This is a genomic window from Deltaproteobacteria bacterium (assembly GCA_016931625.1).
Classification (GTDB): Bacteria; Myxococcota; XYA12-FULL-58-9; order XYA12-FULL-58-9; family JAFGEK01; genus JAFGEK01.
On record JAFGEK010000094.1, the window covers coordinates 1 to 14,407 of the forward strand.

The following is a 14,407-nucleotide window of genomic DNA, read 5'->3' on the forward strand; positions in this document are numbered from 1 at the left end:
GTTTTGGTTTATTAATAAATCGTTTTGATTTGGGGGTTGGTTACGAACTGCTTTATATTGGCGATGAAGAAATTGGCGGAGCGTCTGGTAGTGTAGGTGTTTGGTTTTAAATAAGGTGTAAAAAATTTATCTTGATACTCAGTGTTCTAATGTCTTTGGGAAATCTATTTTATATTTATGTTCTAAATTAAGCATAAATTGTCCTTTATAAACTTCGCATTTGCCAAACGTTTCAGGGATATTTTTATAAGCGCCTAAAGTTGCCAATTTTGCAAAACTTAATTTTGAAGTTGCTATTAAGCGTTTTTGTTTTTTACCATCATCACTGTCACTATAAACGACTGTTATAAGATCAAAAGAATTTGGCAGTGCTATTCTCATTCTTACAGAATCGTTTGTTGAATATATTTCTTTAACGACAAGAGGCGATGGTGATCCATAGCCAGGGAATACTTTGCCGTCTTTAGCTCTTATTCCCCATTGGTCTGGTGATTCTTTGCTATTTACACAGAATAGATCATCTTGCTTATTAGCAAGCCAAATTTCAAAATGATCATCATAAAGCCAACTGCTAGCGTTATTTATAAAATGGTCATCAACTACCTCAAGCCATAGTTCCTTTTTTTGGGTAAGCATGGCAAAAAAGTATGCATCACTAGTCTCACCTGGTTGTCCATGAATTATAAAACCATTATTACCAGTACTATCAATATAAACTCCACAGCTACCTAAGCTAGTGGTTTGCATATCCCAAGTAATTGAGGGTTGAAAAATAGGAATTAATAATGCCTCAGTGTCATATAGTTTTGTATAGGTATCTTGTTTTTCATCTAATGATTCGCATAACGGAGTTTGACGTTGTTCAGAAAAGATAAAGTTATTCCAATCGCTAATGGTTTTACTAGAATTTGGGGAGAGAGTGTGAAAGCTTGATGAAACTTCGTGAGTAATTTCTAATGAAGATATATTAAAAGTAACCTCGTTATCCCAGCGCCATGCAGAGCCCCCACTTTTACTGTAAGTTATAGTGCCATCATTAACTTTAATAGAATCTTCACCAAGATTAGCGGCACCGTAACCATCGTTACATACGACAAATAGTAATTGCGTTTGAAATTCATTGATTGCTTTAGAAATTACCAGCCAGTATTCAAATGGCTTGCACATGTTATCTTTACTCTCAGGTAGAGGTAATTGATAAATTGATACAGTTTCACCTTTTTTTTGGCTTTGCGAGCTGAGTAATGTTAGGGGTTCGAGATTGCGACCTTGATAAATCGTTTCGATAATAGATTTTGGTAGTTTTATTTCATTTGCGTTTGCAAAGCAGGCGTTAAAATTAAATAAAAAAACTAACACTATAAAAGTTGCCATACAAATGATGTTTAAATCCGTCGTTGTAAATGTTCGATGAATTTTACGTGTAATATACATGTTGCCTTCTTATCGTGAATGTAGCCGAATTGATAGGTGTTTTTAGGTCGAGTGCTTATTTATTTTTGCCACTTTTTTGCCATAGGCCACAATAATGAGTTAGGCTGGCAGGGTCATGTGGAATCTTATCAAAACTATATTATTCTTCTGTTTCATTGGTTGTGCGACATATGGTGTTTTTTTTGTGCAATTAGGTCAAATGACGCTTGCCGGTCATATTGCCGAGGTATGGAATTCAACAGTAATTCAGAAAAAAATGCAACAAATGCGAGCTGGCGTTGAAAGTCAATTGGCACAAAAATTAAATCGTGCGCTTGCCAATAAACACCATAACGGTTCAGGTGAAACTGAGATCAGTGATTCTGATCGTCAAGAACTAGAAACCCTTTTACGTAAGAGCCAATAACTAATTACCTAATAATTGCTTTTTCTGCTATCGATAAAAAAACAAAAGTAAATTTAAAATTAGGCCTCGCCAATCAGCTTTTCTAATGTTGCAAATGCCTCAGTTAGAGCTTCTGGTTTATTACCACCAGCCTGGGCAAAATCAGGTTTGCCACCACCTTTGCCACCGATGATTTGAGAAAGTTGTCCAATTAATTTACCGGCATGAAAACGTTTGGTGAGATCAGGGGTAATTGCTACTAGTAATGTTGTTTTGCCTTCACTACTTCCACCTAGCGCTAAAATTGCAGAGCCAAGTTGTTGGCGCAAGCGATCAGCCAATTCACGTAAAGACTTAGCTTCAGTATCATCAATCCGGGCAGTAAGAACTGTGATCTCATTAATTACCCGTGCTTGCTGCACTAAATCGGCTGTAGAACTAGAGAGAGCAGCGCGTTTATTTTCTTCAATAAGACGCTCATTTTCTTTATTGCTTGTAAGTAGCGCGGCAAAGGCAGCTAGCAATCCGGTATCTTGAGCGCGGTAGTGTGAGAGCACATCATCAACTTCACTAGCACGCGCGTTAACTAATAACTGCAGGCCATGCCATAAATCACGTACCTGACGTGCTTGCACTAGAGTAAATTCATCAGGCAAGCTTATTGGATTAGCTATACTGGTATTAGCTTTTGTTGGTGAACCACCACTGTCGCTTATGGTAGCAGACAATTCTTGAGCATGTCGTACGGTTTTTATTATTGAGGTTAAAATCGGATTTTGGATATCATTTGGCTTATTCATCTTCTGAGTAAGGATATCGTAGGCGGTATTAAGTCGTTGCGACATTTCACGTATAGTAGCACGTGCTGCAAAACCTACTTGAGCTTCGATACGACGAACACCGCTAGCAACAGATTCTTCACGAGTGATTATAATTAAGCCAATATCGCTAGTATTGCGGGCGTGAGTTCCCCCACAAAATTCAACCGAAGCGCCAATACTAATAACTCGTACAATATCGCCATATTTATCACCAAAAAAAGCAATGGCGCCTTTTTGCTTAGCTTTATCAAAAGGTAAAACTTCGGTAACGATATCGTTATTAAGTGTTACCCAAGCGTTGGCATCATCTTCTATTAAAGCCAGCTGTTCGCGGGTTGGTGCTTCGAAATGCGAATAATCAAAACGTAAATGCTGTGCATCAACTAAAGAACCTGATTGTTTAACGTGTTCACCTAAAACTTTACGTAACGCGCCATGCAATAAGTGAGTGGCCGAGTGATGAGCGCGAGTATTTTTTCGGTTATTAGCATTATAACCAGCCCATATTTTATCACCAACTGCAATAGCCCCTTGCAGCAAGCGGACCTTACATATTGGCAAACCATCAATTGGTTTAACCGTATCCAACACTAAAGCTGTAAAACCGGCATCGTTGTTAGCGATACCGGTATCACCAACCTGACCACCAGATTCAGCATAAAACGGTGTTGGTGATATTAGTAAATCAAATACTTGTTGCTCAGCATTAGCTTGGTGTTCTATTTTTTTAATCTCAATACCATCTTTAACCAAAGCAATAACTTTACATTCAGTTTCGAGATATTCAGTATTGCTGTCATGATGCCAACGCCAAACACCATCACGTTTATCTAAAGGTTCAGTTTCATGGAGATAGCCGATAAATTCGATTTCACCTAGTTTTTTCTTTAACTCTTTATAGATATCAGAAATGGCCGCTTCACCAACGTCGCTGCCGCGACTGCGTTCTTTTTGCGCGGCCATTTCTTTAGCAAAACCTTCATCATCACTGATAAGTCCGCGTTCAGCTAAAATAACGTCAGTTAAATCTTTTGGAAAACCATAAGTATCATAAAGTTTGAAAACTACTTCACCAGATAATTTACTCTGTTGATGTAGTTCGGCTTGGTTCACTTCATCAGCAAGAATACGCAGACCAGTATCGAGGGTACGGCGGAACGAGCGTTCTTCAAGATCAGCTACTTTGCTAATTAAGGCCCGTGTTTCATTAAGTTCAGGATAAGTTTCGCCCATGTTTTCAACAACATCATCACATATACGGGCAAAGAATAAATTATCTAACCCAAGACGTTTACCATGGCGAATTGCACGACGCATGATTCGGCGCATGACATAACCGCGGCCTTCATTAGTGGGTTGTACCCCATCGGCAGTAAGAAAAGCAGTGGTGCGAGCATGATCTGCAATAACTCGCATTGAGACATCATCTTCACTATTACTATGAGTATAGTTTTTGCCACAGATGTTAGCTACCGCTTCAATTAACGGCATAAAGAGATCACTGTGATAATTTGAATTTTCTTGATTAATAATGGCAGTGATCCGTTCAAGGCCCATACCGGTATCAACCCCAGTTTTTTGTAAGGGTTGCATACGTCCATCGCCAAAACGCTCAAATTGCATAAAGACATTGTTCCAAATTTCAACAATACGTCCATTTTCAAAGTCTTCAGCACTTACGTCGCTATTACCGATAAGATCGTAGTGAATTTCAGTGCATGGTCCGCATGGGCCGGTATCACCCATAGCCCAAAAATTATCTTTCATACCCATATCTAAGATGCGCGCTTCGGGCAGAGTGCTTATTTTTTTCCAGTAAGTGCGCGCTTGGGTGTCAGCAGCAATACCATCAGCTCCGCCGAAGACGGTTACCCATAAACGTTCAGGATTTAAACCCCATTCTTTAGTGATAAGACTCCATGCAAGTTCGATTGCTTCGGGTTTAAAGTAATCGCCAAATGAAAAATTACCAAGCATTTCAAAGAAAGTATGATGACGCGCAGTGCGCCCGACTTCTTCAAGGTCATTATGCTTGCCACTAACTCGCAAGCATTTTTGACATGATGCGGCACGCGTATAGGGTCGTTGTTCAGCGCCTACAAAAACGTCTTTAAATTGCACCATACCTGCATTAGCAAACATAAGGGTTGGATCATTGGCGGGGATTAATGAACTCGATTTGACTATGGTGTGTCCATTTTTGGCAAAATAATCGAGAAATTCTTGGCGAATGGTTTTAGCAAATCTTTTCATGAGGGGGCAGTGTTTAGCACATTAATAACAAAGCTGTAAGCTTTGATGTACAAAAGTAGTAAATAAAATAATAAGTTGCGAATTGCATGATATAAACACTAACAGTTTAACGGTAAACAGTTTAACGGCTAACGGGCTTAGTACAAACCGGATACGCCGCTCAATTATCGTGGATAGTTAATTTGATCTGGCAATTTTTATTGCGCATTATCTGAATTATATAAATGGGCCTTTCCCCAGTCATTAAATAGCCCAATTACTTCTTTAGCTTGGTTGGCACGACAGCTAGAAATAAGAAATTCTTTGATGTCATTAAAATTCAGATGTTCGGAGTGTTGATTATATATATCGCCCAATTTAAAAATTAAATTATTTGTTGCATTACCGTAAGAATACTGCCCAGACTTATTGGCATATATGCTTTCAAGACGAACAATTTCGGTGGTTAAATCTGCCAACAGCTTAAAAGTGATATCTGGGCATTTAATGTAAGTACTAATAGTTTGGATAATTAAATCATTAGTTGCAGATACGTGACATAAAGCAGCTGCGAAAAGCTTAGTCACCCAATCAATAAAATCAGCAAAAGAAATCTTCTCAATATTATATGAATCTTGAAATTGGCAAAGCTTATTATATTGCGGTAGCAGGGTATTAAAGATCTCATGAGCATCTTTTATTTTGTTATCGTCAATGGTGTTCTTATTGGCGATGGAAAGCAGTTTAATTCCGAGTTTCTCGATGTCCGAGCGGTTAATATCTTTATATTGTTTTGAAACCGAGTTAATTTTATCTAACATATTTTTGGCGATTTTATTATCTCCATGCGCTGAAATAAGCAGTTGGCCATATAAACCACGATATTCATTATCTACTTTATCGATTGCTTTAACATAATTCTTAAAATGCTTTAGTACATTACTAGGATCAGCATATGGGTTGTTGGCCATGTACATCTTACGCCATGCAATTGCTTGCTGTTTTTCTTTTTCGGTGACGTTTGTGTCTATATCTTGGAGACTGGCGGTTAATTGATGCAACTTATCAATCTTATCCGCTGATGCCTTTGGTCCAGAAGCGTTAGTTGGAAAAAAAGAATTGTTTAATGCTTGCTGGGATCCACCATTTTCAAATGTAATAGTTGGTGCCATTTTTATCCTCATCTATCAAATTTAAATGCTAACCTTCTTTTATCTACCATAAAGTTACTTATTTTGTCTACTAATGTCCCCCAAGCTATTTTTTAAGGCTTATTTAGCCCATTCAACATGAGTTATTTTTTGTCCGACTAAATTGAAGTGAACATTTACTGGTTTTTTGGTTTCTAGGCTTTTATGTAAAATAGTTAGCCATTGAGGAGCGTTGGGTAAATCCATATGCAAGAAATACAGCGCCTGACGAAAAAAAAATGTCACTATATATCTTTTACCCTTCTGGTATTGGCTATCTAGTCTTATATGCTCAACTTCAAGATTGGATTCAATCGTATCTTCAATATGTTCCATGTATTTTTTTGCCTTTCTATATAGTGTAAAATTAAAAATGAACTGGAGCATTAGCAATATTTCTGCCAGAAGATGCGGGTAAAGCAGCGCGTAAATCACGAAAATGGTCTAAGTGTGCACTGGTGGTTGCGGGATCTCTCATATGGTCACCAGAGGCATCCCAGGTTTCGCTGCTGTAATCCCAGCCGCGAGTATAGACATCACGACTAGTGGTGCCAGATACCGTGCTAGCGGGATTGGGGTTTTGTGCGCTAATCCATTCAGTAGTTGTGACCGGTCTGCCAAGACTAAGCGATGGGTCAATAACCATACCAACCGGACCACTTGGGCTTGCTACCTGGACGATGGGTGCAACATGCCAATCCCACATCACCCCGCCGCCAGGATAATTTGCAATAGGTACATCCAATGCCCCACTAGCAGTAGTTGCGCGTACCCAAAATTTTTCTACCGGTATACCCAAACTATTAATATGTTCTGCCATACGATCAGCACGAGTAAAACAGCCATTATTTGCATATTCAAACGGGATATCTTGCTGACTAGCCATATAATTATACAACCATTGAGCTTGCTCAGCAGTAAGTGCACCACCAGCCCATTCGCCTAAAAATACCGTGGCACTACCTGCGGTGATACTGCCGACGTCAGTCATATCACCCATGCGTGACGGTGGGTTGCCTTCAACAAAGACCGAAATTAAACCACCACGAATTGTATCAGGGGGCACCCCTACACAAAATGCATGATCAGTGACCCGGGCTACCGGCTTACCTTCAATAAATACGGTGGGAGCACATGGCGGCATAATTGGACCACCAACATGCGGCGCGCCACTAGGTGCGACTAAAGGGCACGTATGTGGGTCAGCTAAACGAGCGGCAGGACGAGGCATTTGTATCCCCTTAATTTATATAAACCATACCGCCTTTGAGTTTGATTTGACCCGAAGCCGTAAACTCAAATTCAGTACCAGTAATAGTTACCTTGCCGCCGCTACTCAAGCTAATTTTACTTGCGCCACATGATAACTCAATACCACTGCTATTAAGGCTAATTGAGCTGCCGCCACAAGAAATCGAAATTTTCTTGCCTGCCTTAATAGCACGTAACAAACCCGTTTCTTCTAAATGGGCACCAGCCACCATCGTATTAATGGCACCGCCAACGGATACTGCATAGGCACCACCGACGGTAAGAGTTTTAGCGCCACCAATGGTTTCAAGGCTGGCGCCGCCGATTGATTCAGTTTTTATTGCAGCGATTTTAATATTTTGACTACTACCGATTTGCAAATCGTCGTTTACCCCTATGTTCACGTTGCGATTGATTCCGATATTGTTAGTATAATTTTTTGCTATATCAATAGAGCGGTCACCGACAACTTTTTGATCGTCGTTATTGACTATAGTGGTTGAGCGATTATTAGCAACTAACGTAGTCTGATCATTGTTGACGGTTACGGTGCGATTGCGAGCAATAGTAGTAGATTCGTCACGATTAACTTGCAAACTACGATCAGCGCCAACGGTAATACTTTGATTACCACCTATATTTATAGTTTGGCTACCACCAACCGTAATTCGATCATTGCTGTCAATATTATAGGTTTGGTTGTGAAGAATATGTGCGTTTAAATCTTTTTGAGCATGAAGAATTATTTCTTCGCTGCCGGTTGCATCTTCAAAGGTTAGTTCATTAAAACCTAAATTATTACGTGAGCTTCGTGAAGTAATCGTACTTTTTGTTTTGTCTTGCGGGAGGGTTAGCGGTGGACGATTCAAGCCGTTATATAAACAACCGGTGACTAGAGGCAAATCAGCATTACCTTGCACAAATTGCACAATAACTTCCATACCTATGCGTGGGATAAATACTGTACCATAGCCAGGGCCAGCCCAAGATTGCATTACTCTTATCCAACAAGAGCTTTCGCCATTTTTGGGGCTGAGTAGATCCCAATGAAATCTCACTTTAATTCGACCATGCTTATCGGTTTGGATCTCTTCATTTTTAGGACCCACGACAGTTGCCGTTAGGGTACCTAAAAATGGCCGTCGCAAATGCAGCGGTGGGCGATAAACAACGTTCTCGGATATGCAGACAAAATGATTATAATACTCTACGTCAGCATTAGCATCTTGGGAGAATGCACCCGGTGCGGTGCCTTCATGAACTACTTCGGTAATTAAGTAACGTGCCTCTAAGTCGCTACTATTAAGGTCACGTAATTCAAAAATGCATCCAGAGGTAAAATTAATCGCATTACTATCACCAGCGCTCGGATGCCCGTTTACTTGTTCTTGTTCATGGCGAATGCCAAGGCGTTCTTTGCGGTCGTTGCCATTATCAGTAATATTTAATGCTGGCTCGCAGTCATAAATAACGCGTTCTTGATTCACAACATCAGTTTCATGTTGTTCAATATGAACCATCATATTTGGTTGCCGCCAATCGTACTCATTTAAGATCATACTTGTTGGCATAAGTGCTTGTTCACTCTGAATACGATGCACACTTTCAAAATCACCAGCGCTGCTACCAGGATCAACAAGAGAATAAACTTCAGCATTTTGGCCAGCAGCCGTAGGATAGGTAGCGTTATCATCGACTAATACAACTTGTTCGGTACTACCACTTTGATCAAAATAAAAGCTAAGGCCTTCTTCTTGCATTAAACGGCGGACAAAATCAAAATCAGTTTCTTGGTATTGCACGCAGTATTCTCGTTCAGGCAACGAACGATGGGTATCGTTTCGTATTGTTCTCTGCAATGGAGCTAAGGCTTCATTTAGAACCTTAGTAATAATATCGAGGACTGAAATATTTTGAAATATTCTCGAAGTTATTCGTTGGGTTAATGACCACAATGCGGGTACTACTTCTATACTAACTATAATATTATTATGATCGGTGCCGACTCTTTTTACACGATGAATAATGCCGTTTATACGTCGTGACACTGCAGTTGCTCTCGTCAGCGTAACCGTGCAAGACACCCCTAAAAGACTATCAATATCAGCAGTTTGCGTAGGGTGAATGATCTCAAAGTTACCAATATATAGTTCAAATAAACGCTCAGTGAGTTTGAAACGTCTAATTTGCCAAGTACTTGATTGATTATTAATTTCAAATGTATAGCTGACAGGATCGAGGGCCACGACAAACTCCATTTTTGTAAACAACAGAACGTACTTACAAGGGTATTGCGTGATACTAAGTAATTACTAACACGAAATATTCAAACAGCCTCGAATATCTTGATCGCTATTAATTCATACAAAAACAAATTTAAATGGGTTAAAATTTACGACATGTATAGGTTCATCGATCGCAGTTACTATGGTTATGAACTAAAATTCATGTTATTAAGAGAATTATTTTAATTATTTTTAGTAAATCGTAACAAAATCTCATTTGGCGCTAGCCGAGATGTAGGTTTATAGTGTACATAATAATGGTCTCGCCCGCCAACACATGTAGCTGGGCTTAAACTGAGCAAAATTCATACCGATAACAAGTTTCAAAATTACCCGGAATGAATGTGTTGCTTTGAAGTAACGTATAACCCGTATGGGGCAGTTGAGGGTCCGTTAGCTGGGCGTATTTAGCAAGCTTGGTTTAGTTCGGTCGTTTTTAGAAAGGTTATTTAATATGAGAGAGTACCGCACGGCTCTTTCTGCGTGTGATACTGCACAAGCGCAGGAGCCAGCGTTGTCAAATAAAGAACAGCGCGGTAAACATAATAAGTTTATTTTAGTGGCGCTGGTTTTATTACTGCTGGCTTTGTTATGGACAAGCCCTGCATCACCAGCAAAATACATGGATGAGGCTTTTCGTCTTAGCTATTCGCATACTTTACAAACACCATCTCCAGATCCATTAGCCTTTATAGCAGATTTAGAGCCAGTGATGCCAAAACCAGTAACAGTGTTAACCATAGCTGATGCAGTGGCTTATGAGTTGATACGTCGCTCGCGCACACTCAATGAAACTGATGCTTTACGCACTGCTACTGTAATTGTCCATGAATCACTTGAACTTGGGTATGACCCCTTGCTCGTGTTAGCAGTTATTTACGTTGAAAGTTATTTTGATAATTATGCAATTTCACCTGTAGGAGCCGAAGGTCTTATGCAGATTATGCCAGCCACTGGCCAATGGTTAGCAGAACAAATGGGCCTCGGTTATACTTTAGCGCATACATTCGATCCAACTCGCAATGTTCGTTTAGGTATTCGTTATTTGGTTCGTTTAGAAAATCAATTTAAAGGCAATACCGCCTTTGCATTAACTGCATATAATCGTGGTCCTAGTGCTACTAAGTATATTCTTCGTCATCACAATGGCCGACTACCAAAAAATATTCGTGATGCTTATGCTAGTAAGGTGCTTTTGCGATATCGTGCATTACGGGTACTTTATGGCTCTCTGCCGATAACCTGAGTTGGTTACTTAGAGCTTGCCGTTAATTGTGTAGTTACTGAGAAAAGAATGTGTGACAATAAAGTGATGGTGCTAATACTCGCTGAGTCGTTTGCTGCAATAAAATCACTAGTATCAGGTGTTTTTTTTGCAACATTTTGTGGTAGAGATGCTCCGATTGCTATAGCTCCAGCAAATATATGCATATAGTTATCGCTACGTATCGATGATGGTTTTGCGCTATCACTGTCTGTCTCTTTGCGATATATATCCAGCAGAGTTTGTACTAGCGGCGTCTCTTCATCTACGTATCGTGCCTCACTAATATAATATGGTTTATATTCGTATAATTCTGGCCCGATCGAGTGCTTAAGCCGTTTGAGAATTATATCTAGTTTATTTGAGAATTCATTAGTCGTCATTCCCATTGGGCGGGACATTGCTATATCAAGATAAGCTTGACCATTTTGGCCGCTAAGATGAGTAGGAGCAACTACTAATCTCCCCATAAAAGGATGCTTATAAGCTAAGCCAAGTTTATAACCATAAAAATCATCATCAAATTTTTTTGCTATAAGTTTTAAGACTAGTCCAAACCCTTGGTTTTCAACTCTAACGAGTTGGGCAATACTGGCAAGGGGCCACAAGGCATTATAACCATGTTCTGGTGCAAAGGCAGGAGCAGATTTGCCAAAGACATGTACATTAATACATTGTAAAGAATTATCAACATCCATAGATATTTTAAAACCATTATTACTTCCGCGATGTCGTTTTTCTTGGTCTATCGCCGCAGCAACTTTAAGTTGTAGTTGTGCTAATGTTTCATTGACTCCAGGCATCAATTGCATATGTGCTTGATCAGGTATTACCGCTACACCATTAGTTTTTTGACCAGCTTGAGCATTAGCAACAAATGTATGATATGTTTTTGTAGATAGTTCAGTAGTTGCAGCTAAATGCCAGTATACTTGACCGTTATTTGCTATAGTAACCGGTAGAGTTCCATCAAGGGTAATAATTTGCTGTGGTAGGGTTTGGCTACTTATGTATTGATGAATTTTTTCAAGTTGCAGGTTAGTATCTAGTCCAATAATTAAAACTACTTCACCGCGCATTTTAACCAATTTGCGGCGTATAGCAGCTAGTACTATTAATGCTGTAGCAAGGTTTATCTTGTTATAGCTATTACTATTTTTATTGATACTGCCATCAATATGAGTAACTAGCCCTAATAATTTTTCCCCGGTGCCATAACTTATCTCCCATGCATAATTGTCACCAACAATTTTAAAAAGTAACCCGTGAGTTAGAGCCCATTTCTGTAGAAATGCGGCTTGAGCAGTTAGAGAGGAATTATTAATTTTTTTATAATCAGCAATTTTAGCAAAGCTAATTAGTTTTTCAGTTAAAGCCGCTATTTCAAATTGTGCACATGAATTAAGGTATTTTTGTGCATCCTGTATACGCAAAGTGTTGTTTTTTAGGTTGTCCTTATTAGATTGAATAAGTGGTGTATCAATTATTGACGCATTAAAATCTGCGCAGTTTTCTTGAGGAAGATTTGAGGTTAATGGGGGCGTAGCAAAGAGTAATTTGGATGTGGTTAAAGAAACCAACACTAATAAGCGACAACAGCGCAAGGTCATTGGCCCCCATTATTTAATAAGTAAAAACTGTTACCAGCGACCACCACCAGGTCCACCAGCACCGCTTGGTCCACTAGGCCCACCACCACTACGGCCACCACGCCCACGTCCGCCACCACCATAACCACCACGTCCGCCACCACCACCGGGTCCGCCACGTCCGCCGCCACCATAACCACTGCGTCCGCCGCCACCATAACCGCCGCGTCCGCCACCACCAAAACCGCCACGTCCGCCACGTCCACCGCGTCCACCACCACGTCCGCTGTTTTCTTGGGCTTCACTAACTCTAATGGTACGACCTCCCATTTCTGTACCATTCATTTCGGCAATTGCAGAACTAACCGAATCTTCGTTTGCAAATGTAATAAAACCAAAACCGCGTGATTGACCGGTGGTACGATCAGTAATGACTTTGGCCTCGGTGATTTCACCAAATCTGGCAAAACCCTCACGTAAACCATCATCTTGAATATCAAAACTTAAACCACCGACGAAGACTTTGTTACCCATCACTCGCTCCTGGGACCAGAATAAGCAAGATGCTTACGGTCCGTCTTTAATAAGTCTTGCTCGAAGGCTTCGTCGGTGGATTCACCCCTCATGGGCAATTACGACCGAAGGCGCCTCGCAAATCGAGCAATAACGCGCAACCTAGATATTCTCTTAATTTGTTCTCGCAAGGCATCCTTGGTATGGGCGTTTGACTTTAATTATAGTCTCGCGCCTATTTGAGGCAAGAGCAATACTTTAACTAGGTAATTTTTTTTCTTTTTAGGGACACCCCCTAGTGCACCAAAAAATCCAAAGTTTTTTCAATCGAACTTAACGACCAAACAGCAAAATCACTCAAACGGCTTGTAAATGCCTCAAGAACTACTACTGCAATCATTACACCGGCCATTGCCTTGACCGGCATAGCCATAAAATAGGCATTTAATTGAGGGGCGACACGATTAAGTATACCAAAAACTACATCTGTTACTAAAACTGCAGCAATAATAGGTGAAGCTAACAAAACCGCAGCCATGAATACATCAGCGGTTGTTCTGATAACAAAATCAGCAAGTTGGCCCATATTTTCAGGGGGAGCTAAACCAACGTTTAATGGCAATGTGGAAAATGACATAAAGAAAGCATCAAAAAAGATACCATGGGCACCTATTACTACGAAAACGATTAAAAATAACTGATAATATAGATCCCCAAATGGGGTAGCACGCTGCCCCGAATGAGGTTCTAATACTTCGGACATAGAAGTACCACGACTAGTGTCGATTAGCCTTCCTGCCATTTCCATAACCATAAATACAAGATTATTAATAAAACCGATTATAAAACCAATTAGTACTTCTTTGCCCATTAACAGTAAAAAAGGAATTGCCGTAGTCGGCAAAGGACCAGATAGAGATCTACGCGCAATCGGCCATATTATTATAGTGAATAGTAAGCCTAACCCCATTTTTACTTCCATAGGGGCGAGCTTACCGCCTAACCATGGAGTTTGGATCACCATTGGCATGGTACGAGCCAAAACTAGCCCAAGGATCATAATTTCTTGGGTGTAGTTCATCATTTCAGCAATTTTTTGTAGTAATGAAGGCATTGGTAATTTCGTAAGTTAAATCAGGGACATCCCCTAATATATTGCGGTTGGAAAGCCTTCAAAGCACATTTGGGCAAAACGCATTAACAGAGCGCCCAAAATTGGCATAAGAGCAGCCAAGGCTCCGAAAATAACAATCATTTTAGGTACAAACGTCAACGATTGCTCTTGTATTTGGGTAACAGCCTGAAAGATGGAGATCATTAAACCGACGATCATGCTTAAAACGATCGGGGGGCCGCATACAATAATGGTTACAAGTAGACCTTGATTAGTTACCTGAAGTATAAAATCGATGACTTTTTGATCCATGAATTAACCTCTAGGAC

The 14,407-nt window shown here is 40.1% G+C and carries 12 protein-coding genes; 2 read left to right on the forward strand and 10 right to left on the reverse strand.

The window, feature by feature from the left end; translation table 11 throughout:
• Window positions 1-138: 138 nt before the first annotated feature.
• On the reverse strand, window positions 139-1,434 hold the full coding sequence (locus JW841_08510; protein ID MBN1960975.1) for a hypothetical protein: 1,296 nt from the start codon (window positions 1,432-1,434) through the stop codon (window positions 139-141).
• 184 nt (window positions 1,435-1,618) lie between these two features.
• Here JW841_08510 and JW841_08515 point away from each other — a divergent pair, with 184 nt between their 5' ends.
• Window positions 1,619-1,840 (forward strand): hypothetical protein, encoded by a 222-nt coding sequence (locus JW841_08515; protein ID MBN1960976.1) that lies wholly within the window; start codon window positions 1,619-1,621, stop codon window positions 1,838-1,840.
• 59 nt (window positions 1,841-1,899) lie between these two features.
• Here JW841_08515 and alaS read toward each other — a convergent pair whose 3' ends face one another.
• The 5 genes from alaS to tssI form a co-directional block, all read right to left on the reverse strand.
• Window positions 1,900-4,893 (reverse strand): alanine--tRNA ligase, encoded by a 2,994-nt coding sequence (gene alaS, locus JW841_08520; protein ID MBN1960977.1) that lies wholly within the window; start codon window positions 4,891-4,893, stop codon window positions 1,900-1,902.
• Between the two features lie 197 nt (window positions 4,894-5,090).
• A complete protein-coding gene (locus JW841_08525) occupies window positions 5,091-6,044 on the reverse strand; it encodes a hypothetical protein (protein MBN1960978.1) in 954 nt (317 codons plus the stop codon).
• Between the two features lie 99 nt (window positions 6,045-6,143).
• Window positions 6,144-6,398 (reverse strand): hypothetical protein, encoded by a 255-nt coding sequence (locus JW841_08530; protein MBN1960979.1) that lies wholly within the window; start codon window positions 6,396-6,398, stop codon window positions 6,144-6,146.
• 31 nt (window positions 6,399-6,429) lie between these two features.
• Complete coding sequence (locus JW841_08535; protein MBN1960980.1) at window positions 6,430-7,293, reverse strand: PAAR domain-containing protein; 864 nt, start codon at window positions 7,291-7,293, stop codon at window positions 6,430-6,432.
• Between the two features lie 10 nt (window positions 7,294-7,303).
• A complete protein-coding gene (tssI, locus tag JW841_08540) occupies window positions 7,304-9,559 on the reverse strand; it encodes a type VI secretion system tip protein VgrG (protein MBN1960981.1) in 2,256 nt (751 codons plus the stop codon).
• 661 nt (window positions 9,560-10,220) lie between these two features.
• Between tssI and JW841_08545 the strand changes: the two genes are divergently transcribed.
• Complete coding sequence (locus tag JW841_08545) at window positions 10,221-10,844, forward strand: lytic transglycosylase domain-containing protein (GenBank protein ID MBN1960982.1); 624 nt, start codon at window positions 10,221-10,223, stop codon at window positions 10,842-10,844.
• Window positions 10,845-10,849: 5 nt separating this feature from the next.
• Here JW841_08545 and JW841_08550 read toward each other — a convergent pair whose 3' ends face one another.
• From JW841_08550 to JW841_08565, 4 genes are all read right to left on the reverse strand, one after another.
• Window positions 10,850-12,472, reverse strand: a complete 1,623-nt coding sequence (locus tag JW841_08550; protein ID MBN1960983.1) for a hypothetical protein — start codon at window positions 12,470-12,472, stop codon at window positions 10,850-10,852.
• A 30-nt stretch (window positions 12,473-12,502) separates the two neighbouring features.
• Window positions 12,503-12,985 carry an RNA-binding protein gene (locus JW841_08555; GenBank protein MBN1960984.1) on the reverse strand — a complete coding sequence of 161 codons (483 nt, stop codon included), beginning with the start codon at window positions 12,983-12,985 and terminating at the stop codon, window positions 12,503-12,505.
• A 274-nt stretch (window positions 12,986-13,259) separates the two neighbouring features.
• Window positions 13,260-14,078, reverse strand: coding sequence for a flagellar biosynthetic protein FliR (locus JW841_08560; GenBank protein MBN1960985.1), 819 nt, complete (start codon window positions 14,076-14,078; stop codon window positions 13,260-13,262).
• Between the two features lie 33 nt (window positions 14,079-14,111).
• Entirely contained in the window at window positions 14,112-14,390 is a 279-nt protein-coding gene (locus JW841_08565) for a flagellar biosynthetic protein FliQ (protein ID MBN1960986.1), read from the reverse strand.
• Between the last annotated feature and the right edge of the window lie 17 nt (window positions 14,391-14,407).

Bases quoted from the DNA above. Each gene is read 5' to 3' on its own strand.
- JW841_08560 (MBN1960985.1), bottom strand. From the start codon at position 14,078: ATGCCTTCATTACTACAAAAAATTGCTGAAATGATGAACTACACCCAA.
- JW841_08510 (MBN1960975.1), bottom strand. From the start codon at position 1,434: ATGTATATTACACGTAAAATTCATCGAACATTTACAACGACGGATTTA.
- JW841_08550 (MBN1960983.1), bottom strand. From the start codon at position 12,472: ATGACCTTGCGCTGTTGTCGCTTATTAGTGTTGGTTTCTTTAACCACA.
- JW841_08530 (MBN1960979.1), bottom strand. From the start codon at position 6,398: ATGGAACATATTGAAGATACGATTGAATCCAATCTTGAAGTTGAGCAT.
- JW841_08565 (MBN1960986.1), bottom strand. From the start codon at position 14,390: ATGGATCAAAAAGTCATCGATTTTATACTTCAGGTAACTAATCAAGGT.
- JW841_08535 (MBN1960980.1), bottom strand. From the start codon at position 7,293: ATGCCTCGTCCTGCCGCTCGTTTAGCTGACCCACATACGTGCCCTTTA.
- JW841_08525 (MBN1960978.1), bottom strand. From the start codon at position 6,044: ATGGCACCAACTATTACATTTGAAAATGGTGGATCCCAGCAAGCATTA.
- JW841_08545 (MBN1960982.1), top strand. From the start codon at position 10,221: ATGGATGAGGCTTTTCGTCTTAGCTATTCGCATACTTTACAAACACCA.
- alaS (MBN1960977.1), bottom strand. From the start codon at position 4,893: ATGAAAAGATTTGCTAAAACCATTCGCCAAGAATTTCTCGATTATTTT.
- JW841_08555 (MBN1960984.1), bottom strand. From the start codon at position 12,985: ATGGGTAACAAAGTCTTCGTCGGTGGTTTAAGTTTTGATATTCAAGAT.